Below are 22,186 nucleotides of genomic sequence, written 5' to 3'. Positions count from 1 at the left end.
CGGTCCGGGGCCTGTGCGACCTGCCGGACCCAGCGGTGAACGACCGGAGTCCTCCGGGGGTCCGGCGGCCTGGCGCCTGTCGGGCGGTGAGCTTGATGCTCTGTCAGTCACGGCTCTCCACCCCCCCCTCGACGGCCTGCCGGGCATCGTGGCCTCCGGGCGTCACCGTGCCGTGACGAGCGCGTCAACGGCCGCCCCCCGTGCCACCGAGCCTGCAGCGCACGGGGGTCCGGATCGGCGTCGCGCGCAGGCGCCGACCGGCACGGCGGGACCGCGGTCACGTCTCGGCTCGCCTCCTCCAGCATCAAGGGGCGGCCGTAGGTGTGAAGTGACCCCCGTCGGCTGAACGCGCTGTTCAGCCAGCGGGGTCACTTCACCTCGTCCTGTTCGGGGGTTGCCCGACGTCCTTGATGAGGACGGCATGGTGGACCCGGCGCGGGTTCGGGCCGTCGCCCAGGACCTGATCGCCGCTCGGCCGGGGTTGGCCCGTTCGTCTCGGCCAGCTCGGCGAGCCAGGCGGAGATCGCGTGCAGGGTCAGTTCGTCGAGCAGCGGCTGGCGGCCGCGGTCGGTGAGCCAGCCGCTGAAGTAGACGACGGACTGGTTGTAGAGCTCGATCGTCCGCGGCGCCTTCGGGGCGGCCCGTAGGTGTCGCCGGAAGGACGCCAGCAGGTCCTCGAGCCAGATGGTCACGGCGGCAGGTGACCGGGCGAGTTAGGGGTGTGCTAGCTGCCCAGCGACCGCAGACTCACTCGTCCTCGCCGGTAGGCCGCTTGGCGGGCTCGGCTGCACCCGCATCGGCTCACCCGGCATCTTCGGTGAGCGGGACCCGGTAGCGCTGTTGAAAGCGATGAAACCGCAGGTCGCGCGTGAGCGTCAGTGGGTGGGCTATCGGGCGAGTTCTCGCGCCCAAGATTCGCGCGGACAGACACGCCGTGCCGCGTCGACCGACGTTCACGGGAGCCAGGTTCGCTGCGACACGAACGCGCGACGGGCAGGCGTCCTGCAGTCGCGGGGGAGCGGGGAACGGCTTGCCCGCGGGGAGACGTCTACTGCGCTTGGTCCTTGTCGGGCCGGTCGCAACACGAGGCCGGGGTTCACCGAAAGCTCGAGTCACAGCCGTGACGTCACCCGCCGTCCAGGACGTCACCCGAGCCAGCGTTGCCATCGAGAGGGCTCGGGTTCACGCGCCGGCTCCTCGCCCAGCGCGCGGGCAGCCTCGGCGATGTCGTCCGCGGTGAGCGTCGTTACGTCGGCACGGTCGAGCGAATCTACGCTCCGGTCCTCGTCGCGCGTCAGCCGCAGAGCCTGGCGGTTGAGAGCCTGTTCGAACAGCGTGCGGGCGAAGCGCGCGTTGCCGGACTCCTCACCGGGGCGGAGGCCACCGAGGATGCGGCGGAGCGTCACTTCGGCGCCAGGCTCCAACGCGTACTCGTGCTGGGCCAGGATGATTGCGAAGATCGCTTCGAGTTCGTCCGTCGAGTAGTCGGGGAACCTGACTTCGCGAGCGAACCGGGAGCGGAGGCCGGGGTTCGAGAGCAGGAACGACTCCATCAGCCGGGGATAGCCGGCCACGATCACCACGAGGCGATGGCGGTGATCCTCCATGCGCTTGAGCAGGACCTCGACCGCCTCGGGCCCGAAGTCCAGCCGGCCGTCGCCCTCGGGGGCCAGCGAGTAGGCCTCGTCGATGAACAGGACGCCGTCGAGTGCCCGGCGGATCACGCGGTCGGTTTTGATCGCCGTCGCACCGACGTACTGTCCGACCAGAGCGGCCCGATCGACCTCCACCAGGTGGCCCTTCTGCAGCAAGCCGACCGCCCGGTACATCTCGGCCAGGAGCCGCGCCACCGTGGTCTTGCCCGTGCCCGGGTTTCCGAGGAACACCAGGTGCTGGGATGTCGCCACCTCGGGCAGGCCGTGCGTCTTGCGGCGCGCCTGCACTTGCAGGAAGGCGACGAGCGCTCGCACCTGCTCCTTCACTGTCTCCAGTCCAACGAGCGCATCGAGTTCCGCCTGCAGCGCTGAGAGCGGCCGAGCCGGCCCGGGGCGGCCGCCGAAGAGGTCGCTCACCAGGTCGTCCACACCCCGCAGACCGGGGCGCGGAAGTTGATCGCCCAGGCGACCGACGGTCTCACGCAGGTCGTCGAGTGGCTTGCGCTTGGAAGCCATGCCCGGAGCCTAGGGGCCACGGAGGCGGAGGATCCGTCGTGAGGGCCCAGGAGTTGGTCGTCGGTGGGGTCGATCACCGCCCACCGCAGCCCTGGTTCGGCGAGCTGACCGGTTCGCCTGGGGCGGTGGTGGGCAGCGGGGACTGCCCAGGGTTTGGGTGACTGCTTGCCTGTGAGGCTGCGGCCTTGGGCTTCGCTGGAAGGACCAAGGCGCGTCACCCAGTTGCGTCGGCCCGTTGATCCGGCGCCGTTGCCCAGGAGGGTCGCGCTGGTCCTCGCCCGTTGGCGCACCAGCACAGTTCCCTGACTCTGCCGCCAGCTCTGAGGGGCACCTCTCAGCGTGGCGGCGCCGTACGGACTGCCGACGGCCAGGGGGTGAAAGGCGTGATCGGTCGCCTCGGCTGCTCGGTCGTGGTCGGGACATCAGGTGAACAAGCGTCGTGCGCCCGTCCCCAGCTCTTGCGAGCGCCGCCGTTGATCAAGCGGTCAGGCGTCTTCGCTGGTCAGTCTCCTGGCGCGGCTGGGCTGGACCCGCATCGGCTCGCCAGGCATCTTCGGGTAGTCCGGGGGATAGGGCAGGTCGCCCAGGCCGGCGTCCTTCTCCTGCCGCTCGGCGAGCTCCAGCAGCGGCTCGATGCCGAACGCGTGGTCGGCCAGCGTGGCGTGCTTGTCCCCGACCTCCTTGAAGCGGGCCGGCATGGTCAGGACGTCGAAGTCGAACGGCGTGACGTCGGGCAGCTCGTCCCAGTCCAGGGGCGCGGAGACCGGCGCGTGCGGCTTGGGCCGGATCGAGTACGCCGAGGCGATCGTGCGGTCCCGGGCCATCTGGTTGTAGTCGATGAAGATCTTCTCGCCGCGCTCCTCCTTCCACCACGACATCGTCACGCGGTCGGGGAGGCGCCGCTCCAGCTCCCGGCCGAACGCGATGACCGCCCGGCGCACCTCGGGGAAGGTCCAGCGGGGCTGGATCGGCACGTAGATGTGCACCCCGCGGCCGCCGGAGGTCTTCGGCCAGCCCTGCATGCCGAACTCCGCCAGCAGCTCGCGCACGTGCGGGGCGACCCACACCGCGTCGGAGAAGTCGGTGCCCGGCTGCGGGTCGAGGTCGATGCGGATCTGGTCGGGGGACTCGACGTCGGTCTTGGACACCGGCCACGGGTGGAAGGTCAGCGTGCCGAGGTTGGCGCACCAGGCGACGACGGCGACCGAGTCGGGCGCGATCTCGTCCGCCGTCCGGCCACTGGGGAAGGTGATGTGCGCGGTCGGCACCCAGTCGGGGGCGTTCTTGGGCACCCGCTTCTGGTAGAAGGCGTCGCCGGTGTTGTCCACGCGGGTCGAGATGCGGGCTCCCTCGAACACACCCCCGGGCCACCGCTCGAGCGTCGTCGGCCGGTTCCGCAGCGCGTTCAGGATGCCGTCGCCCACGCTGATGAAGTACTCGACGACGTCGATCTTCCGGATCCCGCGCTCGCCGAAGTACGGCTTCTCCGGACTGGAGACCCGCACCTCCCGCCCGTCCACCTGCAGCACGACGGCGTCCTTCGCCGACGCCATCACCGACCCGACCCGTGGCTCGTCACCCGGGCACCCTAGGACGAACCCCCGTCAGAGCGGGCAGGTCGTCCCCTCCGCGGGCACCGTCAGGTCGATCAGGTACGCGTTGACCGCCCCGTTGACGCAGTCGGTCTTCGGGTAGGCGGTGTGCCCCTGGCCCTGCCAGGTGAGCAGCACGGCGGACTCGAGGTCCTCGGCCAGGTCCACCGCCCCGGGCAACGGCGTGACCGGGTCACCGGAGTTGCCGACGACGAGGATCGGCGCCGCCCCCTGGGCGTCCCGCTCGGGCAGCGGCGTCCGCTCGGCCTCCCACACCGTGCAGGTGTAGAGGCTGGCCGCGGCGCCGGCGCCGAACAGCGGATACCGCTGACCCCAGTCGGCGGCCAGTGCCCGGATGTCCTCCTCCGCCAGCTCCTGGCCGGGGTCGCGGTCGGCGCAGGTGATCGCGATGTTGGCGTCGATCAGGTTCGAGAAGGTGCCGTCCTGCAGCCGGCCGTAATAGGTGTCGGCCAGCGAGAACAGCGCCTGCGAGTCGCCCTGCGCCGCGGCGGCCAGGCCCTGCGCCAGCTGCGGCCAGGCGGTGGTGCTGTAGAGCGCGGCCTGGATGGCGGTCATGATCACGCCGGGAGTGGCCTGCCGTGTCTCACCTGCGCGGGCGCTGGGGATCGGGGCCGCGCCGGCCTGGGCCAGCAGGTCGTTGACGAACCCCCGCGGGTCGCCACCCAGGGGGCAGCCGGCGATCAGCTGCGTGCAGTTGGCCGCGAAGGCGTCGAACCCGGCCTCGAACCCGGCCGCGCCGGCCTCGGCGTCGGCCCGCTGGTCGGCGTCCGGGTCGACCGCGGCGTCGAGCACGAGCGCCCGCACCCGGTCGGGGAACAGCTCGGCGTAGGTCGATCCCAGCGTGGTGCCGTAGGAGTAGCCGAGGAAGGTCAGCTGCTCGTCGCCGAGTCCCTGGCGCAACAGGTCCATGTCCCGGGCGGTGGCGGTGGTGCTGAACGTGCCCAGCGCGTCCCCGTACTCCTCGGCGCACCCGTCGGCGGCCTCCTGGGTCAGCGTGAAGACCGCGTCGAGCTGCTCCTCCGAGACCGGGCGCGGCTCGGCGGCGATCATGCGGTCCTTGAGCTCGTCGGGGATGCACTCGACCGGCGTCGACAGCGCCACGCCCCGCGGGTCGAAGCCGACGAGGTCGAAGCGGCGCAGCACGTCCTCGGGGAGGGTCAGCGCCCGCCCGATCGCGGCGTCCGCGCCGGAGGCACCCGGGCCGCCGGGGTTGAGCAGGAGCGAGCCGATGCGGTCGGTCTGGCCGGCCAGCCGCGCGCGGACCAGGAAGATCGGCATTGTCGCGCCGTCGGGCTCGTCGTAGCTGATCGGGACCTCGGTCCGGCCGCACTCGAAGGTGAGCGGCCGCTCGCTGCCCGGCCGGCCGGCGACCAGCGGCTGGATCTGGTCGTTGCAGTCGGTCCAGGTGATGTCCGCCGCCTCCGGCTCGGCCGGTGGTGAGGACTCCGTCGCCGGGGACGACTCCGGCGCGGTCGAGTCGGAGAACGAGGTGCAGCCGGAGACCGCCACGAGCAGCGCGGAGGCTGCGGCGACGAGGCCGGGGGACAGGCGCATGATCACGAGCGTATGAGTCGGGACGCCGCCCCGCACCGAGTTGTCCGCCGGGTCACAGCTCCCGGCGGCGGGCCGTCACTGGTCGACGGTGACGTCGGCGAAGGGGACGTACGGCTCCGCCCACGGGAAGACGACGAAGAGCAACAGCGCGCTCACCGCAACCACGAGCACGAGGGAGAGCAACGTCTTGGCGGCGGTGCCGCCCGGCAGGTGCCGCCAGATCCAGGTGTACACGGTCGGTCGTCCTCACTCTCCGCGCAGTGCCGGCGGACCGGCAGGGGCCTCGGCGCGGGCGATCGGCGCACCGTCGAGGACGGCGTGCACGATCAGCCGCTGCCGCGCGGAGTACTCGGGGTGGCAGGTGGTCAGCGTCAGGTACGCGCCGGTCGTCGGGCCGTCGTCCACGCCGCCGGGGGTGGGGGCGATCACCGAGACGTCGCTCGGCGACACGATGTGCTGGCCCGGCACGGGGCCGCCGGCCGGGTCCCCGGTCACGGGGTCGCCGAGGACGCGGTAGACGAACCAGCTGTCGGCGGTCTCCACGACGATCGGGTCACCGGGGCGCATCTCGTCGAGCTCCAGGAACGGCGACCCGCGGCCCACCCGGTGGCCGGCGACGGCGAAGTTGCCCTGCTCGCCGGGCATCGCGGTGCCGGTGTAGTGGCCGGGACCCTGCTCCAGGTCCTCGGCGGCGGTGCCCTCGACGACGGCGCGGGCGTAGTCCTCGCCCAGCCGCGGGATGTGCAGGAACGCGAACGCCTCGCCGGAGGTCAGCTCGGTCGGCACGGCCCGGTCGGCGGGCGTCGCCCGGCTCCACTCCTCGCGCAGGTCGGTGGTGAGCTCCTCCTGGGCGGCGGCGCTCTGGAGGTCGGTCACCCACAGCTCGTAGACGACGAAGAGCAGCAGCACGAAGCCGACGGTGAGGAACGCCTGGCCCACACCGCGGGCCGTCGTCCGCACCAGGTCTCCCGCGCGATTCGACACGGGTGGTGACTCTAGGTCGCGAAACGGCTCCGCCGGGTCCGCGACAGGCCGGTCACCCCGCGAAGACCTCGGCCAGGTCGTACCTCACCGGCACCTCCAGCTGGTCGTAGGTGCAGCTGCGCGGCTCCCGGTCGGTGCGCCAGCGGAGGAAGTGGCCGGTGTGCCGCAACCGGCGCCCCTCGAGCTGGTCGTACTTGATCTCGATCACCAGCTCCGGGCGCAGCGGCACCCAGGAGAGGTCCTTGCCGGCGTTCCAGCGGCTCTGCGCCCCCGGCATGCGGTGCTCGCCGTCGCCGTTGGTCTCGGCGTTCGCCCAGTCCTGCCAGGGGTGCCCCGCGAGCGCGTCGGCCCGGTAGGGCGCCAGCTCCTCCACCAGCTCGGCCCGCCGGGCCATCGGGAAGGACGCCGCGACGCCGATGTGCTGGAGATCCCCGGCGTCGTTGTAGAGGCCGAGCAGGAGCGATCCCACCACCGGGCCGCTCTTGTGCCAGCGGAAGCCGGCGACCACGCAGTCGGCGGTGCGCACGTGCTTGACCTTGGTCATCAGCCGCTGGTCGGGGCCGTAGGGCAGGTCCGCGGGCTTGGCGACGACGCCGTCGAGCCCGGCGCCCTCGAACTCCTGGAACCAGCGCTGCGCGATGCCGGCGTCCTGCGTGATGGCGGTGACGTGGACCGACTCGGTGCCCGCGCCGATGACCTCGCGCAGCCGGGCCTGCCGCTCGCCGAACGGGGTCTCCATCAGCGAATCGTCGCCGATCGCCAGCAGGTCGAAGGCCACGAAGGACGCCGGGGTCTGCTCGGCCAGCAGCGTGACCCGCGACTCGGCCGGGTGGATCCGCTGCAGCAGCGCCTCGAAGTGCAGCCGGTCGCCCTGCGGGACGACGATCTCGCCGTCGACCACGCAGCGCTCGGGCAGTGCGGCCTTCACCGCCTCGACCACCTCCGGGAAGTACCGGGTGAGCGGGCGCTCGTTGCGGCTGCCGAGCTCCACCTCGTCGCCGTCGCGGAAGACGATGCAGCGGAAGCCGTCCCACTTGGGCTCGTAGAACAGTCCCTCGGCGGTGGGCAGCTTGGTCGACGCCTTGGCCAGCATCGGCTTGACCGGCGGCAGCACGGGCAGGTCCATGCCGGTCAGTCAAGCAGTCCGATCGCCTGTCGGGACGGCGGAACGGCCGGGCGGTCGACCTGGATGAACACGGTCGCGTCGTCCTCCGGTGGGGCGGGGTCCGCCGTGGACGTGGTGTGGCGGACGCGCGCCGGGCGCGGTCCCGGTGAGACGGCGATGACGGCGCACACCAGGACGACGAGCATGCCCGCGCCCTTCGGCGACTGCAGGATCGCCGCCGTCCGGCCCAGGTTGGCGACGCTGAACGAGAGCTCGCCGCGGACGGCGGAGGCGGGGACGGCGTCGATGTCCGGGGCGTTGTTGGCGTCGCCCTGAGTGGTGAAGACCGGCGTGCCGGTGGACGTGTCGACGCCGATGATGCGGTGGGTCACGAGGGCGGGGGAGCCTGGCGTCTGCTGGAAGGTGATGACGTCGCCCACCTGCAGCGTCGCCGGGTCCTCCACCGGCTCGGTGAAGACCATGGCGCCGACCGGCAGCCCCGGCGTCATGCTGCCGCTGAGGACGGCCAGCGCCTGACCCCCGGTGATCATCGGGTAGGCGACGAGCCCCAGCGCCGCCCCCGTTCCGGCGAGCAGTGCCGCGCCGAGCACCCAGGAGACGAGCCGGCGCAGCGTGTGGACCGCTGCGCTGCCGCTGGGTGCCGGGGTGGGGGCGGAGGAGGGCACGCTCCGATGCTCCCTGCCACGCTCGGCCCCGACATCATCGATTTTGTCGATGTGCGCCTTCTTGTCCCGCACGAGCATGGGCACGTGCGTCGACCCCTCCCCGCCCTCGGTGCCGTGCTCGTCACGGCCGCCGTGCTGGCCACGCCCGGCACCGCGATGGCCAGCGAGCCGCTGGCCCCCGGGGGCAGCCAGACGCTCGACGTCTCGTTGCCCGCGGAGTGGGCCTCCGGTGTCGACCGGCTCGGCGTCTCCGTCACCTCGCTCACCCAGTTCGAGAACGACTGCGTCGAGCCGGAGACCGAGTCCGGCGACGACTCCTGCGGCGACGAGGAGGGCGAGCTGGCCGACTTCCTGGAGGCCACGGTCGCCGGTGGGGTGGACGGCGACGCCGGCTGCCAAGCCATGCCCACGGGTGTGACGCTCGACCTGCTCGACGGAGAACCGAGCGCGTTCGACGTCGACGGTGTCGACTGCCTGGTGCTGCGCCTGGAGTTCCCGGACGGCGGGTCACGGGACCCGGACAACCGGGCCCAGTCCGACAGCATCAGCTTCAGCCTCGCCGTCGTCGGCCGGGAGAAGCTCACCGGCCGGCCCTCGAGCGGCGACGTCGAGGCGACCCCGTCCGCGGACCCCGCCGGCGATGCGACCTCCGGAGGCGCGACGTCCGGGAACACGGCCGCTGCCGGCGGGGGAGCGGTCCCCGCTGCGGGCGCGCCGACCGGCACCGGTACGACGACCGCGCAGGGCGGCACGCCCGGTGGTGCAGCGGGTGGTGCAGCGGCAGCGGGCGCCGGCGCTCCGGCCGGCGCTGCCGCGCCTGCCGACGCAGGGGGCGGCGTCGAGGCGGAAGGACCGGTCCTCGGACGGGTGGACACGCCCGTCACCGTCGACGACGGCGGGGTCGCCGTGGCGACGGAGTCGGCCTCGACCTCCCTCGTCGGCCAGGCCCTCGCCTGGGGCAGCATGTTCCTGGGCGCGGTCGTCCTCGGCGGCCTGGTCTTCCTGGTGGTGCGCCGCCGGCGTCTGGGGCGTGCCGCGTGAGGCGCCGCACCGCGCTCGGGCTGGGCGGCGTGACCGCGGCGACGGCGCTGCTGCTCGGCCTCGGCGGCACGACCGCCCTGCTCAGCGACACCACCTCCGTCTCGACTGTGGCCGGCGCCGGATCGCTCACCCTGACCGGCCCGTCGAGTCACGCGCGCGAGGAACTGCCCAGCGGCACCGCGGTGACGATCCCGCTGCACGCCGAGCTGACCCGCGGCACGTCGGTCGCGCTGCAGGTATCCCTGGTCGAGAAGCCGGGCGCGAACCCCTGCCCGGTCGGTGTGGTCCTGACCATCGACGTGCCCTCCGGGACCTGGCCGCAGCCGGTCGACCTCTGCGACCTGGCTCCGGACGACGAGGGCGAGCGGCCGGTGACCTTCCTCGTGGTCGACGACCTGCCGACGTCGGCCGACCTGTCCCTCAGCGTGCTGGCCACGGCAGACCCGGCCGTGGCCGACGTGGCGTGGCCGGGCGCGCTCCGGTTCACGCTGCGGCACACGGTCGACGGCTTCAGCGACCAGGTGGACGTGCCGGTCCTCGTGACCTCACCGCCCCGGCAGGTCGTCCTCCCGCCGGTCGCGCAGAACCCCTCCGGCTCCTCTCAGGGAAACGGCAACGGGAACGCCGGTGGCAACGGGAACACGGGCAGCAACGGCAACCCCGGCAGCAATGCGAACACGGGCAGCAACGGGAAGCCAGGCGGCAACGAGAAGCCAGGCAGCAGCGAGACCGCCGGTCGGGCCGGTGCGAGCGTCACCGGCAACAGCGACCCGGTGACGGAGCAGCCGGCGCCCGACGACACCGTGACGGACGAACCGGCCGTCACCGTCCCGGGTGGGACGACGACGGCCACGACCACCGGCTGAACCCGCCTTCCCGCCGGGAGGCGGCGCGCGGCTCCCGGCGACTCAGGCGGTCGGTGCGGAGAGGTCGAGCCAGCCGGACCGCCGCGCCAGCGCGACGGCCTGCAGCTGCGAGGTGACCTCCAGCTTCGTCAGCACGGCGCGGATCTGGGTGCGCACGGTGGCCTCGCTGACGTGCGCAGTGGCGGCGATGGTGGCCGCCGGCATGCCAGCGGCCAGGCAGCGCAGCACCTCGGCCTCGCGGGCGCTCAGCTGCCGGAACGGCGCCAGCCGTGAGGACTCCTCGGCGCGGGCCCTCCGGGCGGCTGCCAGGAGGTCCTGACGACGGCCCTCGGACAGCACGGGCCGGCCCTCCCGGACCGCGGTCACCACCTCGAGGAGGTCGTCCAGCCCGGTGTCCTTGGGCAGCACGGTCACCGCGCCCCGCTCGACGGCGGTGCCCCAGGTGCCGTCACCGGTCTCGCCGGTGACCACGACGACCCGGCACCCGGCGGCCGTCAGCGGCCCGACCAGGTCCAGGCCGTCGATCGGCACGTCGTCCACGCCCGTGCCCAGCCGCAGGTCCAGGAGCACCGTCGCCGGTGCGGCGGCGGCACAGGTCTGCTCGATCTCGGCCGCCGAACGCGGCGGCACCCGGGACGCGGGGATCCCGGCGGCTCGCAGCCCGATCTCGATCGACTGCGCGAAGAGCGAGTGGTCGTCGACGAGAAGGACCGGTTCCGTCACCCAGCCAGCTTCAGCGGAACCCCCGGGTTGCGCATCCCGGCCGTCGAGCCGGACTGCGACAGCTCGACGACCGCCGCGGTCGGAGCCGGCGAGTGCAGCGGCAGCCGCAGCACGAAGCGGGTCCCGACCGTCGCGTCCTCGGCGACGAGGTCGCCGCCGTGCCGGCGGGCGAGGTCGCGGGAGATCGCGAGGCCCAGCCCCTCGCCCGGGCTGCCGGAGCGGCGGGCGCCGGCCTCGAAGGCGGCCGCCCGGCGGGCTGCCGGCAGGCCCGGACCGTTGTCGGCGACGGTGACGGTGAGGTGGTCGCCGACGTCGACGCTGACCCTGCACAGCGCTCCTGGTGCGTGCACCAGCGCGTTGCCGAGCAGGTTGCCGAGGATGACCGCCAGCGCGTCGCCGTCGACGACGACCGGCGCCTGCTCCGACGGCGCCCAGCTCACCCGGAGGCCGCGCTCGCGGTGGCCGATCACCAGGGCGCGGACCAGCCCGTCGAGGTCGACACTGCTCACCGACGGCGGCCGGTCGGGCAGCCGCAGCATCCGCTCCAGCCGGGCCAGCTCGACGGCCACGGACTCCTCGAGGTCGGCCCGGGCCGCGGCGTCGGCCGGCAACGCGAGGTGCCGGACGGCGGAGGAGCCGGCGCGGATGCCCGCGACCGCGGCCCGTGCATCGTGCAGGCAGCCGCGGACCTGCTGCAGCTGCCGCTCGTGGCCGGCGAGCTGCTCCAGCAGGCCGGCGACGTAGCGCTCCTGGCCCGCCAGGGCGTCCGCGAGGCCACGCGCGGCGTTGTCGAGCGCGACCAGCGCCACGAGCAGGAGCCCGAGGTCGAAGACGGTCTGCACCTCGGTGGTGGTGGCCGGCAGGACCGAGGGAAGGCCGCTGAGCGCCGTGAGCACCCCGACGGCGAGACCGATGACGGCGAGGGTCCGCGCGGACCGGCGGTCCCGGGCGCCGAGCGGGTCGATCCGCCAGGCGGCGACGGTGACGGCCAGCCACGGGGCCCCGGCCAGCAGGTAGGCCGCCGGCACCGTCGCCCACGCAAGCGCGGGCCACGGGCCGACCACGGCCACCAGCGCGAGGGTGGTGCCGGCGACCAGCAGGGCGGTCAGGCTGATGACGACGGCCCGCTGCAACCGCGGCCGGGTAACGGGATCGGTGAAGGCGCGGAGGCTGACGACCGCCGCCCACGCGACCACGCACAGGCCCGCGGCGGTGGCGGCGGCCGGCCAGCGCTGGTCCAGGAGCGCGTTCACCGCGATCACGGCGGGGAGCTGGAGTCCCAGGAGGACCAGGCCCATGCCGGTCTGCCAGCTGGCTCCCGTGCCGGTCACGCGCCAGCGGACCAGGAAGCCGGCTCCCGCGGCGAACAGGCCCAGGACGCCGAGCACGACGAGGACCGTGTGCCTGGCCCGGTCGTTGGCCAGCGCAAGGACCGCGATCAGGGCGACGACCGCCGCCAGGCGTCCGGTCGAGAGCCGGGCCCACGTGCCGCGCAATGCGTCGGCGAGAGTGCCCTCGCTTGTTGCCGTCCTCATCCGTCCCGCGTCCCCGTTCACAGAACTGGCCGTTCTCGTGTGGGGAGCACACCACAGGAACCGCGCGCGAGGAGCAGGGAAGTGGCGAGTGCGCCGCGCGTGCCCAGTGTGACGGAGGGGTCACGCGACGAAGTCAATCAACAGTTCTGACGATGCTGCCAGGGTGGCAGGAACCGAGTCTTGAGTCGTTCGCCGCGCAGACGTCCGGCGAGAACCGTCGTTCCGACGGGGACACCGACAGGAGACACCCGTGAAGAAGATCGCCCTCACCGCCGCCGCCATGGGCGGCACCGCCCTCATCGCTTTCGGCGCCAGCGGCACCTTCGCCGCGTTCCAGGACACCAGTGCCCTCCGCAACGAGGCTGGTGCCGGCACGCTCGTGCTCGACAGCAATACGCAGTCGAAGGCCGCCGCCCTGAACGTCGCCAAGATGCAGCCGGGCGAGGGCGCCACGTACTCCTACTTCGTGCGGAACGGCGGGAACCTCCCCGGCGTGATCAGCGCCGGCTTCGTCGTGGACGACCAGGAGAAGGGTTGCCTCCCCGTGGAGGACCGCGCCGGGGACAAGACCTGCGGTGACAAGGATGGCGAGTTCGCCGACTTCGCCAAGGTGACGGTGAAGTACATCCCGAGGGCAACCGCGGCGACCTGCACCCCGACGGCGACCGGGGGCGTCGACCTGTACACGGGCACCCTGGCCTCGCTGGCCACCTTCACCGTGCCGTCCCCCACCCTGAACCCGAACGAGGCGCACTGCGTCGTCGTCCAGATGACGCTCGAGGACGCGGGCAACATCAACCAGGTGCAGGGCGACGCCGCCGCATTCACGGCGAACTTCACGCTGAAGCAGACGGTCTGAGCACCACGACGAGCACCCGCGAGGGCGGTCCGGGATCTCCCGGGCCGCCCTCGCGGCGTTTCAGGGCCCAGCGCTTGAACAACGCGGGGAACGGGCGTCCGCGAGCAGACTGGGTGACGTGACCACGTCCGTCGAGGTGCACGAGGCGAAGGCGCAGTTCTCCCGGTTGCTCGACAGGGTCGCTGCGGGCGAAGAGGTGGAGATCACCGACCGGGGCCGGGTGGTGGCCCGGCTCGTCGGGCCGGCTCGCCGGACACCGAACTTCGGCTTCGACCGCGGCCGGGTCTGGATCGCCGAGGACTTCGACGACCCGCTGCCGGAGGACCTGCAGCGCGCCTTCGAGGGCGGGGAGTGAGGCTCCTCCTCGACACCCATGTGCTCGTGTGGGCCGCGACCACACCGGAACGACTCGGCGCAGCGGAGGAGCTCCTGGCGGACGCCGACCAGCGGATCGTGTCGGCGGTCAGCGTCTGGGAGCTGGCCATCAAGCAGCACCCGCGCAAGCTGTCTCTCGGCACCGACGTCCGGACCTGGTTGCGCCGGGTGACCCGCGAGCTGGTGCTCGACCACCTGCCGGTGACCGCGGACCACGCCGCCGCCGTCGAGGACCTCCCGGACGTGCACCGCGACCCGTTCGACCGGCTCCTCGTGGCCCAGGCCTCGGTGGAAGGGGTCGTCCTGCTGACCGCGGACGCCCGCCTGACCGGCTACGGCGACGTCGTCCGGCTGATCGACGCTCAGCCGATCGCGTAGCGGGTGAAGAGGACGCCGTCCTCCTCGAGCAGCTGCACCAGCCGGGGCCGGACCACGGCGGGCAGCGCCGCGGGCAGCAGCCGGCTCTGCCCACCGACCAGCGCCGGCGCAACGGTGAGGTCCAGCTCGTCGACCACCCCGGCCGCCAGCGCGGAGGCCAGCAGCGCCGGGCCGCCCTCGCACAGCACCTGCTCGTGCTCGAGGTCGGCCAGCCGGTCCAGCGCCAGCGGCAGGTCGACGTCGTCCTCCCCGCACACGAGCACGGTCACGCCGGCCGCGGCGAGCGCCGCCCGCCGCCCGGGATCGGCCGCCGCGCACGTGACCAGCAGCGTGGGGGCCGCCGCGAGCCGGTCCCCGGGAGCCAGCGACGCCCGCCGCGAGACCACCGCGATCGGCAGCTCGGCCGGCCGGCCGAGCGCGGCGCGCAGCCGGCCCACGGTCGAGTCCGCCGCCACCGGCCGGTACCCCTCGCCGGCAGCCGTGCCGTGCCCGACGAGCACCACGTCGGCCAGGGACCGCAGGACCTGGAACACCCGCCGGTCACCCGGGGAGCCGAGCCCCTCGCTCACCCCCTCGACGGTGACCGCTCCGTCGAGCGAGGCGACGAAGTTCACCCGCAGCGCGCGGCCCGGCGGCAGCCGGTAGAGGTCGGGCAGCTCGTCGTCCCGGAGGTCCCCGGCCGGGGTGGGCAGCAGCCGGCGCACGGTCAGCGGGTGGAGAGGACGACGGCGCTCTCCCGGGGCACGGTCACCGTCCTGCCGTCCAGGACCGGCAGCTCGCCGCTGGCGAACAGCACCTCGCGGGCGGGTGCGTCGAGGTCGATCTCGCGGGGCTCGCCGGACAGGTTCGCCACCACCCGCAGCGAGCCCCGGTGCACCACCAGCCAGCGGTCGGCGTCGTCCCAGCTGACGTCGACCGCCGACAGGTCGGGGTCGAGCAGGTCGGGGTGCGCCCGGCGCAGCGCCAGCAACGCCCGGTGCGCGCCGAGCAGCCGGGAGTGCGGTTCCCGCTCGAGCTCGCTCCAGTCGAGCTTGGAGCGGGTGAAGGTCTCCGGGTCCTGCGGGTCGGGGACCACCGCGGCGTCCCACCCGTGCTCGGCGAACTCGCCGATCCGGCCCTCGGCGGTGGCCTTGCCGAGCTCCGCCTCGGGGTGGCTGGTGAAGAACTGCCACGGCGTCGCGGCCCCCCACTCCTCGCCCATGAACAGCATCGGGGTGAACGGGCTGGTCAGCACGATGGTGGCGCCCACCGCCAGCAGGTCGGGGGAGAGCGAGGCCGAGATGCGGTCGCCGACGGCCCGGTTGCCGATCTGGTCGTGGTCCTGCAGGTAGGCGAGGAACTTCCAGCCCGGCAGCACGTTGGTGTCCACCGGCCGGCCGTGGTGCCGCCGCCGGAAGCTCGACCACGCGCCGTCGTGGAAGTACGCGCCGGTGAGCGTCTTGGCCAGGCCGGCGAGCCCGGCGGCGGCGAAGTCCGCGTAGTACCCCTGCCCCTCGCCGGTCAGCGTCGCGTGCAGCGCGTGGTGGAAGTCGTCGCTCCACTGCGCCGTCAGTCCCATGCCACCGGCCACGCGCGGGGTGACCAGGCGCGGGTCGTTGAGGTCGCTCTCGGCGATCAGCGTCAGCGGCCGGCCCTCGGCGACCGACAGCCGGTCGACCTCCTGCGCCATCTCCTCCAGCACGTGGGTGGCCCGCTCGTCGACGAGCGCGTGGACGGCGTCCAGGCGCAGCCCGTCGACGTGCATGTCGCGCAGCCACATGAGGGCGTTGTCGACGATGTAGCGGCGCACCTCGTCGGAGTCCGGCCCCGACAGGTTGACCGAGTTGCCCCACGTGGTGGCGCCGCCCTCGGCGAAGACCGGGAAGAACAGCGGCAGGTAGTTCCCCGACGGGCCGAGGTGGTTGTAGACGACGTCCTGGATCACGGCCAGGCCGCGCTGGTGGCAGGCGTCGACGAAGCGCTGGTAGGCCGCCGGGCCGCCGTACTCCTCCTGCACCGCGTACCAGAGGACGCCGTCGTAGCCCCAGTTGTGCGTGCCGTTGAAGCCGTTGACCGGGAGCAGTTCGACGAAGTCGATGCCGAGCTCCACGAGGTGGTCCAGTCGCCCGACGGCGGCGTCGAGGGTGCCCTCGGGGGTGAACGTGCCGACGTGCAGCTCGTAGACCACGCCCCCGGCGAGCGGCCGCCCGGTCCACGCCCGGTCGACCCAGCGGTACGCCGCCGGGTCGAAGCGGCGGGAGAGCCCGTGCACGCCGTTCGGCTGGCGCCGCGAGCGCGGATCCGGCCGGGGCGTGTCGTCGTCGTCCAGCAGGAAGCCGTAGTCCGCCTCCGGCCCGGCCTCGACCTCGGCGCGCCACCAGCCGCCGTCGCCGCGGTGCATCTCGTGCACCGTGCCGTCGACCTGGAGCCGGACCCGCTTCGGCAGCGGTGCCCAGACGGAGAAGTCGACGGGTGCGGACATGCGGGGGCCTCCAGGCGGGGTGGGACGGATCGGCCGGGGGACCGGCGGCCAGAACATGCCCGTCCGACCGGCGGCCAATCGTGACCTGCGCGGGCGCTCACCCGCCGGGCTCCGGGACGCCGCCGACGGCGGCGCCCCGGATCCCGGACACCGGCGTCAGAGCACGAGCGTCTGGCCGACCTGGAGGACGTGCGGGCTGCTCAGCACGTTCCTGTTCTTCTCGTACAGCGCCTGCCACCCACCGGGGGTGCCGTGCGCGGCGGCGATCTTGCCGAGCGTGTCGCCGGGCTTGACCACGTAGGTCCCGGCGGACGCCGCGGCGGGTGCGGGGGCGGCCGCGGGGGCCGGGGCGCCCCACTCGGGCGCGGCCGGGTCGAGGCCCTTCCCGCAGGTCGGCCAGGCGCCGGGGCCCTGGCCGTCGAGCGTGCGCTCGGCGACGGCGATCTGCTGCTCCTTGGAGGCGAGGTCGGCGCGGGCCGCGTACGCGGTGCCGCCGTAGGCCGCCCAGGTGCCGGGGCTGAACTGCAGGCCGCCGTAGTAGCCGTTGCCGGTGTTGATGCTCCAGTTGCCGCCGGACTCGCACTGGGCGACGGCGTCCCAGTTGTTGGGGCCGGCGGCAAGCGCCGGGCCGGCGAGGGCGCCGAGGGAGAGGGCCGCCGCGCCGGTGAGGACGACGGCACCGCGGCGCAGACCGCGGGCAGGCAGGCAGGAACGATCGTGCTGGGACAAGGGGATCCTCCGATCGACCGCCTGCGGGGTGAGCTGTCGGGTTCGGACGATCGGTGCCCGGCCGCGGAACGCGGCTTCACCCCGAGACGCACGTGGCGTCGAATGTGGTTCCCCCACCCCCGTCCACGGTTGTGCTGTGGTCAGGACGCCGCCGGACGGGGTTGGGCGGGACGGCGCCGTGCCCGGCCGGTCGGCCGAACACCCGGGGGACGGTAGGCGGAGGCAATCGAGCGACTCCGCGGCACCCGGCGTGTCACCCCGGCGTGGCGCGACAGGCCGGGCCGGGGACGGCGCACCGTCCCAGGCCCCTCACTTTCAGTCGCGGACCAGCAGGGCGACCGGCAGCCGCCCCAACACGTCGCGCACCGGCATCCCGGCGGCGTCGGAGACGAAGCAGTCTCCGGTGAGCAGGTCCCGCCAGGCGCCGTTCGGCAGCTGCAGCGCGGTGTCGCCCCAGCCGCCGGCGCCGGCCAGCCCGACCGGCAGCCGGGTGGCCACCGTCACCGCACCCCCGCGGTCGAAGGCGACCACGTGCCCCGCCGTCGCGCCGGTCGCCGCCACCGGTTGGTAGCCGGCGAACCACTCCGGGTGCTCGCGGCGGGCCCGCAGCGTGCGGGAGACCACGAGCAGCTTGGCCGCGCCGCTCTCGTCGACCGCGGGCACCTCGCCGCCGTCCAGCCGGGCCAGCAGCCGGCGGCGCAGCTCGTAGTCGACCGGACGGCGGTTGTCCGGGTCGACGAGGGAGAGGTCCCACAGCTCGGTGCCCTGGTAGACGTCCGGGACGCCGGGGATGGTGAGCTGCAGGAGCTTCTGCGCCAGAGAGTTGGACCTCCCGAAGGGCGCGATCCGGGCGACGAGGTCCTCGATCGCGCCGTTCGTCTGCTCGTCGTCGAACGCGGCGTCGACCAGCGCGTGCAGCCGGTTCTCGAACTCCTCGGCCGGGTCGGTCCACGTCGTCGACGTCCCCGCCTCGCGGGCGGCCTTCTCCACGTAGGCGTGCGCCCGCTCGCGGGACAGCGGCCAGGCCCCGACCAGGTTCTGCCACACCAGGTGGGCCAGCGGTCGGTCGGCCAGCGGGTGCCGGGAGAGCAGCTGTCGCACCAGCTGCGCCCACTCGGTGGGCAGCTCGGCGAGCACCGCCAGCCGGGCGCGCACGTCCTCGCTGCGCTTGGTGTCGTGCGTCGACAGCGCGGTCATCGACTCGGGCCTGCGCGCCAGGCGGCGCTGCTGCGCCTCGTGGAACTCCTCGACCGTGCTGCCGAAGCGCGCCGGGTCGCCGCCCACCTCGTTGAGCGCGACGAACCGCGCCCAGCGGTAGTAGGCGCTGTCCTCGACGCCCTTGGCCATCACCGGACCGCTGGTCTGCTCGAAGCGGGTGGCGGCCTCGGTCCCCGCCTGCGACAGCACCGTGTGCAGTGCGTCCACGGCGTCGGTGAGGTCGGGACGGCGCTCCCGGACCGCGGCCACGGTCGCGTCGAGGTGCTCGCGGCCGTCGGGCAGGTAGGTGCGGTAGACGGGGAAGCCCGCCAGCAGCTCGGCCAGCGCCTCGGTCTGCTGCGCGACGTCGATGCCGGGCAACTCGCCGATGACCCGCACCAGGCGGGCCACCTCCGAGCCGAGGATCCCGTCGGTCACCTCGCGCTTGCAGTCGTGCACCAACCGCGCATAGTCCACCGGCGCGCCGGACAGCTCGGTGTCCAGCGCGGTCAGCGCCGCCTCGCCGGCCGGGTCGACGAGCACGTCGTCCACCTCGGCCAGCGCGTCGTAGCCCGTCGTCCCGGCCGTCGACCAGCTCTCCGGCAGGTCCTCCCCGGGCTCGAGGATCTTCTCCACCACGGTCCAGCGCCCGCCCGAGGCCTCGGCCAGCCGGTCGAGGTAGCCCTTGGGGTCGGCCAGGCCGTCGGGGTGGTCGATCCGCAGGCCGTCGACGGCGCCGACCTCGACCAGCCGCAGGACCAGCTCATGGGTCGCGGCGAACACCTCCGGGTCCTCCACGCGCAGCCCGGCGAGGGTGTTGATCGCGAAGAACCGCCGGTAGTTCAGGTCGGCGTCGGCCCGCCGCCAGTCGACCAGCTCGTAGTGCTGGCGGGCGTGCACCTCCTGCGGGGTGCCCTGCCCGGTGCCCGGCGCGATCGGGAAGCGGTTGTCGTAGTACCGCAGCTCCCCGTCCACCACCTCCAGCTTCTCGACGTCGTCCGCCGAGCCCAGCACCGGCAGCCGCACCCTGCCGCCGCCGAAGTCCCAGTCGATGTCGAACGCGCCGGCGTGCGCGCTGTCCCGGCCGTGCCGCAGCACGTCCCACCACCACGGCGCCTCGGCCGGATCGGCCACGCCCATGTGGTTGGGCACCAGGTCGAGCACGAGGCCCAGCCCCTGCGCGTGCAGCGCGGCGACCAGCCGGTCCAAGCCGGCCTGCCCGCCCCGCGACTCGTCGACGTGCGCGTGGTCGACGGTGTCGTAGCCGTGCGTGCTGCCGGCGGCCGCGCGCAACAGGGGAGAGGTGTAGGCGTGGCTCACCCCGAGGTCGGCCAGGTAGCCGGCGACCGACGCGGCGTCGTCCAGGGTGAAGTCCGCCGTCACCTGCAGCCGGTAGGTCGCGGTGGGCACCGCGCGCCGGCGCTCCCGGCTCAGCGGCTCGCTCGTGCCCTGCTCGCTCATCTCGGGCCCGCTCACGCGCGACGCGGGGCGCTGAACACGACCATCGACCGGTCCTGCACGGTGATCGTCTCGCCGGGCTTGAGCTGCGTCGGCTCGACGGCCTCCATCTCGGCGGTGTCGAGGACGACCGTCCAGGCCGCGGCGTACTCCTCGGCCGGCAGGGTGAAGTCCATCGGCTCGTGCGTCGCGTTGAACGCCAGGTAGAAGTGGTCGTCGACGACGTCCTCGCCGCGCTCGTCGGTCGACCGGATGCCGTGCCCGTTGAGGTACATGGCGATCGACTTGGCGAAGCCGGCGTCCCAGTCGTCCTCGGTCATCAGGTCACCGTCCGGCGTGAGCCAGGCGATGTCCTGCACCGGGGCGCCCCGCTCGCGCCGCACCGGCCGGCCGTGGAAGAAGCGACGACGGCGGAACGTCGGGTGCTCGGCACGCAGCCGGGTGACCAGCTTGGTGAACTCCAGCAGCCCCTCGTCGACCTCGTCCCAGTGGACCCAGGTCAGCGGCGAGTCCTGGCAGTAGCCGTTGTTGTTGCCCTGCTGCGTCCGGCCCAGCTCGTCGCCGTGCAGGAGCATGGGCACGCCCTGGCTGAGCATCAGCGTGGCCAGGAAGTTGCGGCGCTGACGGGCCCGCAGGGTGAGCACCTTCTTGTCGACGGTCTCGCCCTCCACCCCGCAGTTCCAGCTGCGGTTGTGGCTCTCGCCGTCGTTGTTGCCCTCGCCGTTGGCCTCGTTGTGCTTCTCGTTGTAGGAGACGAGGTCGGTCAGCGTGAACCCGTCGTGCGCGGTGACGAAGTTGATGCTGGCCACCGGGCGCCGGCCCGAGTGCTGGTACAGGTCCGAGGAACCGGTGATCCGGCTGGCGAACTCGCCGACGGTCGCGTCCTCGCCGCGCCAGAAGTCGCGGACGGTGTCGCGGTACTTGCCGTTCCACTCGGTCCACAGGGCCGGGAAGTTGCCGACCTGGTAGCCGCCCTCGCCGACGTCCCAGGGCTCGGCGATGAGCTTGACCTGGCTGACCACCGGGTCCTGGTGCACCAGGTCGAAGAAGGCCGACAGCCGGTCGACGGCGTGCAGCTCGCGGGCGAGGGTGGAGGCGAGGTCGAAGCGGAAGCCGTCGACGTGCATCTCGGTGATCCAGTACCGCAGCGAGTCCATGATCAGCTGCAGGGCCTGCGGGGTGCGGGCGTTGAGCGAGTTCCCGGTGCCGGTGTAGTCCATGTAGTACTGCGGGTCGTCCTCGACCAGCCGGTAGTAGGCCCGGTTGTCGATGCCCTTGAACGACAGCGTCGGCCCGAGGTGGTTGCCCTCGGCGGTGTGGTTGTAGACCACGTCGAGGATGACCTCGATCCCCGCCTCGTGCAGGGTCCGGACCATCCCCTTGAACTCCGCCACCTGCATGCCGTTGTCGGTGTTGCTGGCGTACTCGTTGTGCGGGGCGAAGAAGCCGATCGTGTTGTAGCCCCAGTAGTTGCGCAGGCCCTTCTGCTCCAGGGTGTCGTCCTGCACGAACTGGTGCACGGGCATGAGCTCGATCGCGGTGACGCCGAGCCCGGTCAGGTGGTCGATGACCGCCGGGTGCGCGATGCCCGCGTACGTGCCCCTCAGGTCCTCCGGCACGTCCGGGTGGGTCATGGTGAGGCCCTTGACGTGGGCCTCGTAGATCACCGACTTGTGGTACGGGGTCCGCGGCGGCCGGTCCACGCCCCAGTCGAAGTACGGGTTGACGACGACGGACTTCGGCATGTGCGCGGCCGAGTCCTCGTCGTTGCGCTCCCCGCTGTCGAAGTCGTACCCGAACACCGACGGGTCCCAGTCGACCCGGCCGTCGATGGCCTTCGCGTAGGGGTCGAGCAGCAGCTTGTTCGGGTTGCACCGCATGCCCTGCGACGGGTCGTAGGGGCCGTGGATGCGGTAGCCGTAGCGCTGGCCGGGCTGGATGCCGGGCAGGAAGGCGTGCCAGACGAACCCGTCCATCTCCGGCAGGCGGATGCGCTCCTCGTTGCCGGCGTCGTCGAAGAGGCACAGCTCGACCTTCTCGGCGACCTCACTGAAGATCGCGAAGTTGGTGCCGGTGCCGTCGTAGGTGGCACCGAGGGGGTAGGCGGTACCAGGCCACACCTGGGTCATGAAACGAGGTCCTCCTGCGCTGGCGCCCCCGGGAGGCCGGGGGCCGGTGGCCTCCCGCCGCGGGGCATGGGCGGGGAGGTCGGGTCACACGTGGTGCACCATGCCCCCGTTGCCCCCTCCGGGGGGCCCGCACACCTCGGTCCGGTGCCCGGCGGGGGAGATCTCGCTCACCCCGGACGACGACGCCCCCCGCGGTTCTCCACGGGGGGCGTCGTGCGCAGGTCCGGCCGGCAGCGGCGCCGGGGTCCGACCTCGCCCGGGTGTCCCCGGGTGGCGCTGGTCCCCGGCGGTGACCGCTCCTGCGACCGGGGACGCTAGGCGG

20 protein-coding genes and 1 riboswitch are annotated in these 22,186 nt (G+C 73.2%); of the genes, 5 read left to right on the top strand and 15 right to left on the bottom strand.

The genetic code is table 11. The annotated features are described in order from the left end of the window. Positions 1 to 368: 368 nt before the first annotated feature. The 8 genes from MY526_RS03100 to MY526_RS03065 all read right to left on the bottom strand — a co-directional run bounded on the left by MY526_RS03100 (position 369) and on the right by MY526_RS03065 (position 8,113). Entirely contained in the window at positions 369 to 692 is a 324-nt protein-coding gene (locus tag MY526_RS03100; RefSeq protein WP_436703224.1) for a hypothetical protein, read from the bottom strand. A 453-nt stretch (positions 693 to 1,145) separates the two neighbouring features. Further along, positions 1,146 to 2,171, bottom strand: coding sequence for an AAA family ATPase (locus MY526_RS03095; RefSeq protein WP_436695501.1), 1,026 nt, complete (start codon positions 2,169 to 2,171; stop codon positions 1,146 to 1,148). Positions 2,172 to 2,656: 485 nt separating this feature from the next. Further along, positions 2,657 to 3,724, bottom strand: coding sequence for a DNA polymerase domain-containing protein (locus MY526_RS03090; protein ID WP_436703223.1), 1,068 nt, complete (start codon positions 3,722 to 3,724; stop codon positions 2,657 to 2,659). Positions 3,725 to 3,775: 51 nt separating this feature from the next. After that, a complete protein-coding gene (locus MY526_RS03085) occupies positions 3,776 to 5,338 on the bottom strand; it encodes an alpha/beta hydrolase (RefSeq protein WP_436703222.1) in 1,563 nt (520 codons plus the stop codon). Positions 5,339 to 5,413: 75 nt separating this feature from the next. Further along, positions 5,414 to 5,572, bottom strand: a complete 159-nt coding sequence (locus MY526_RS03080; RefSeq protein ID WP_436703221.1) for a hypothetical protein — start codon at positions 5,570 to 5,572, stop codon at positions 5,414 to 5,416. A gap of 12 nt (positions 5,573 to 5,584) precedes the next feature. Then, positions 5,585 to 6,322 carry a class E sortase gene (locus MY526_RS03075; RefSeq protein ID WP_436692110.1) on the bottom strand — a complete coding sequence of 246 codons (738 nt, stop codon included), beginning with the start codon at positions 6,320 to 6,322 and terminating at the stop codon, positions 5,585 to 5,587. Between the two features lie 52 nt (positions 6,323 to 6,374). Then, positions 6,375 to 7,448: an ATP-dependent DNA ligase gene (locus MY526_RS03070; RefSeq protein WP_436692111.1), complete on the bottom strand. Its 1,074-nt coding sequence runs from the start codon at positions 7,446 to 7,448 to the stop codon at positions 6,375 to 6,377. A 5-nt stretch (positions 7,449 to 7,453) separates the two neighbouring features. Then, on the bottom strand, positions 7,454 to 8,113 hold the full coding sequence (locus MY526_RS03065) for a signal peptidase I (protein ID WP_436703220.1): 660 nt from the start codon (positions 8,111 to 8,113) through the stop codon (positions 7,454 to 7,456). An 84-nt stretch (positions 8,114 to 8,197) separates the two neighbouring features. On the opposite strand from MY526_RS03065, the gene MY526_RS03060 reads away from it, so the two are divergent. Together MY526_RS03060 and MY526_RS03055 are read left to right on the top strand one after the other, a co-directional pair. Further along, a complete protein-coding gene (locus MY526_RS03060) occupies positions 8,198 to 9,154 on the top strand; it encodes a hypothetical protein (RefSeq protein WP_436703219.1) in 957 nt (318 codons plus the stop codon). Next, on the top strand, positions 9,151 to 10,020 hold the full coding sequence (locus MY526_RS03055) for a hypothetical protein (protein WP_436703218.1): 870 nt from the start codon (positions 9,151 to 9,153) through the stop codon (positions 10,018 to 10,020). The genes MY526_RS03060 and MY526_RS03055 overlap by 4 nt, the downstream gene beginning before the upstream one ends. Positions 10,021 to 10,062: 42 nt before the next feature. Here MY526_RS03055 and MY526_RS03050 read toward each other — a convergent pair whose 3' ends face one another. Further along, on the bottom strand, positions 10,063 to 10,743 hold the full coding sequence (locus MY526_RS03050) for a LuxR C-terminal-related transcriptional regulator (RefSeq protein WP_436703217.1): 681 nt from the start codon (positions 10,741 to 10,743) through the stop codon (positions 10,063 to 10,065). Beyond that, complete coding sequence (locus MY526_RS03045; protein WP_436703216.1) at positions 10,740 to 12,278, bottom strand: sensor histidine kinase; 1,539 nt, start codon at positions 12,276 to 12,278, stop codon at positions 10,740 to 10,742. Before MY526_RS03045 ends, MY526_RS03050 begins: the two co-directional genes overlap by 4 nt. 250 nt (positions 12,279 to 12,528) lie before the next feature. Between MY526_RS03045 and MY526_RS03040 the strand changes: the two genes are divergently transcribed. The 3 genes from MY526_RS03040 to MY526_RS03030 all read left to right on the top strand — a co-directional run bounded on the left by MY526_RS03040 (position 12,529) and on the right by MY526_RS03030 (position 13,890). Then, complete coding sequence (locus MY526_RS03040; RefSeq protein ID WP_436703215.1) at positions 12,529 to 13,137, top strand: TasA family protein; 609 nt, start codon at positions 12,529 to 12,531, stop codon at positions 13,135 to 13,137. A gap of 118 nt (positions 13,138 to 13,255) precedes the next feature. Then, entirely contained in the window at positions 13,256 to 13,492 is a 237-nt protein-coding gene (locus tag MY526_RS03035) for a type II toxin-antitoxin system Phd/YefM family antitoxin (RefSeq protein ID WP_436703214.1), read from the top strand. Continuing rightward, positions 13,489 to 13,890: a type II toxin-antitoxin system VapC family toxin gene (locus tag MY526_RS03030; RefSeq protein WP_436703213.1), complete on the top strand. Its 402-nt coding sequence runs from the start codon at positions 13,489 to 13,491 to the stop codon at positions 13,888 to 13,890. The genes MY526_RS03035 and MY526_RS03030 overlap by 4 nt, the downstream gene beginning before the upstream one ends. Here MY526_RS03030 and MY526_RS03025 read toward each other — a convergent pair. The 5 genes from MY526_RS03025 to glgX form a co-directional block, all read right to left on the bottom strand. Then, a complete protein-coding gene (locus MY526_RS03025; RefSeq protein WP_436703212.1) occupies positions 13,875 to 14,594 on the bottom strand; it encodes a dihydrofolate reductase family protein in 720 nt (239 codons plus the stop codon). The genes MY526_RS03030 and MY526_RS03025 overlap by 16 nt on opposite strands. Before the next feature lie 2 nt (positions 14,595 to 14,596). Then, complete coding sequence (gene treZ, locus MY526_RS03020; RefSeq protein WP_436703211.1) at positions 14,597 to 16,351, bottom strand: malto-oligosyltrehalose trehalohydrolase; 1,755 nt, start codon at positions 16,349 to 16,351, stop codon at positions 14,597 to 14,599. A gap of 156 nt (positions 16,352 to 16,507) precedes the next feature. Further along, positions 16,508 to 17,080, bottom strand: a complete 573-nt coding sequence (locus MY526_RS03015; RefSeq protein WP_436692119.1) for a transglycosylase family protein — start codon at positions 17,078 to 17,080, stop codon at positions 16,508 to 16,510. Between the two features lie 2 nt (positions 17,081 to 17,082). Next, a riboswitch (cyclic di-AMP (ydaO/yuaA leader) is annotated at positions 17,083 to 17,226 on the bottom strand. Between the two features lie 169 nt (positions 17,227 to 17,395). Continuing rightward, the gene (treY, locus tag MY526_RS03010) at positions 17,396 to 19,753 is read right to left on the bottom strand and encodes a malto-oligosyltrehalose synthase (RefSeq protein WP_436703210.1); all 2,358 of its coding nucleotides are present in this window, start codon (positions 19,751 to 19,753) and stop codon (positions 17,396 to 17,398) included. Next, positions 19,750 to 21,864, bottom strand: coding sequence for a glycogen debranching protein GlgX (glgX, locus tag MY526_RS03005; protein WP_436703209.1), 2,115 nt, complete (start codon positions 21,862 to 21,864; stop codon positions 19,750 to 19,752). Before glgX ends, treY begins: the two co-directional genes overlap by 4 nt. Between the last annotated feature and the right edge of the window lie 322 nt (positions 21,865 to 22,186).

Source organism: Geodermatophilus sp. CPCC 205761 (assembly GCF_051383655.1).
Classification (GTDB): domain Bacteria; phylum Actinomycetota; class Actinomycetes; order Mycobacteriales; family Geodermatophilaceae; genus Geodermatophilus.
Note: the sequence above shows the minus strand (reverse complement) of the source record. Positions and strands in the feature narration are given on the sequence as shown.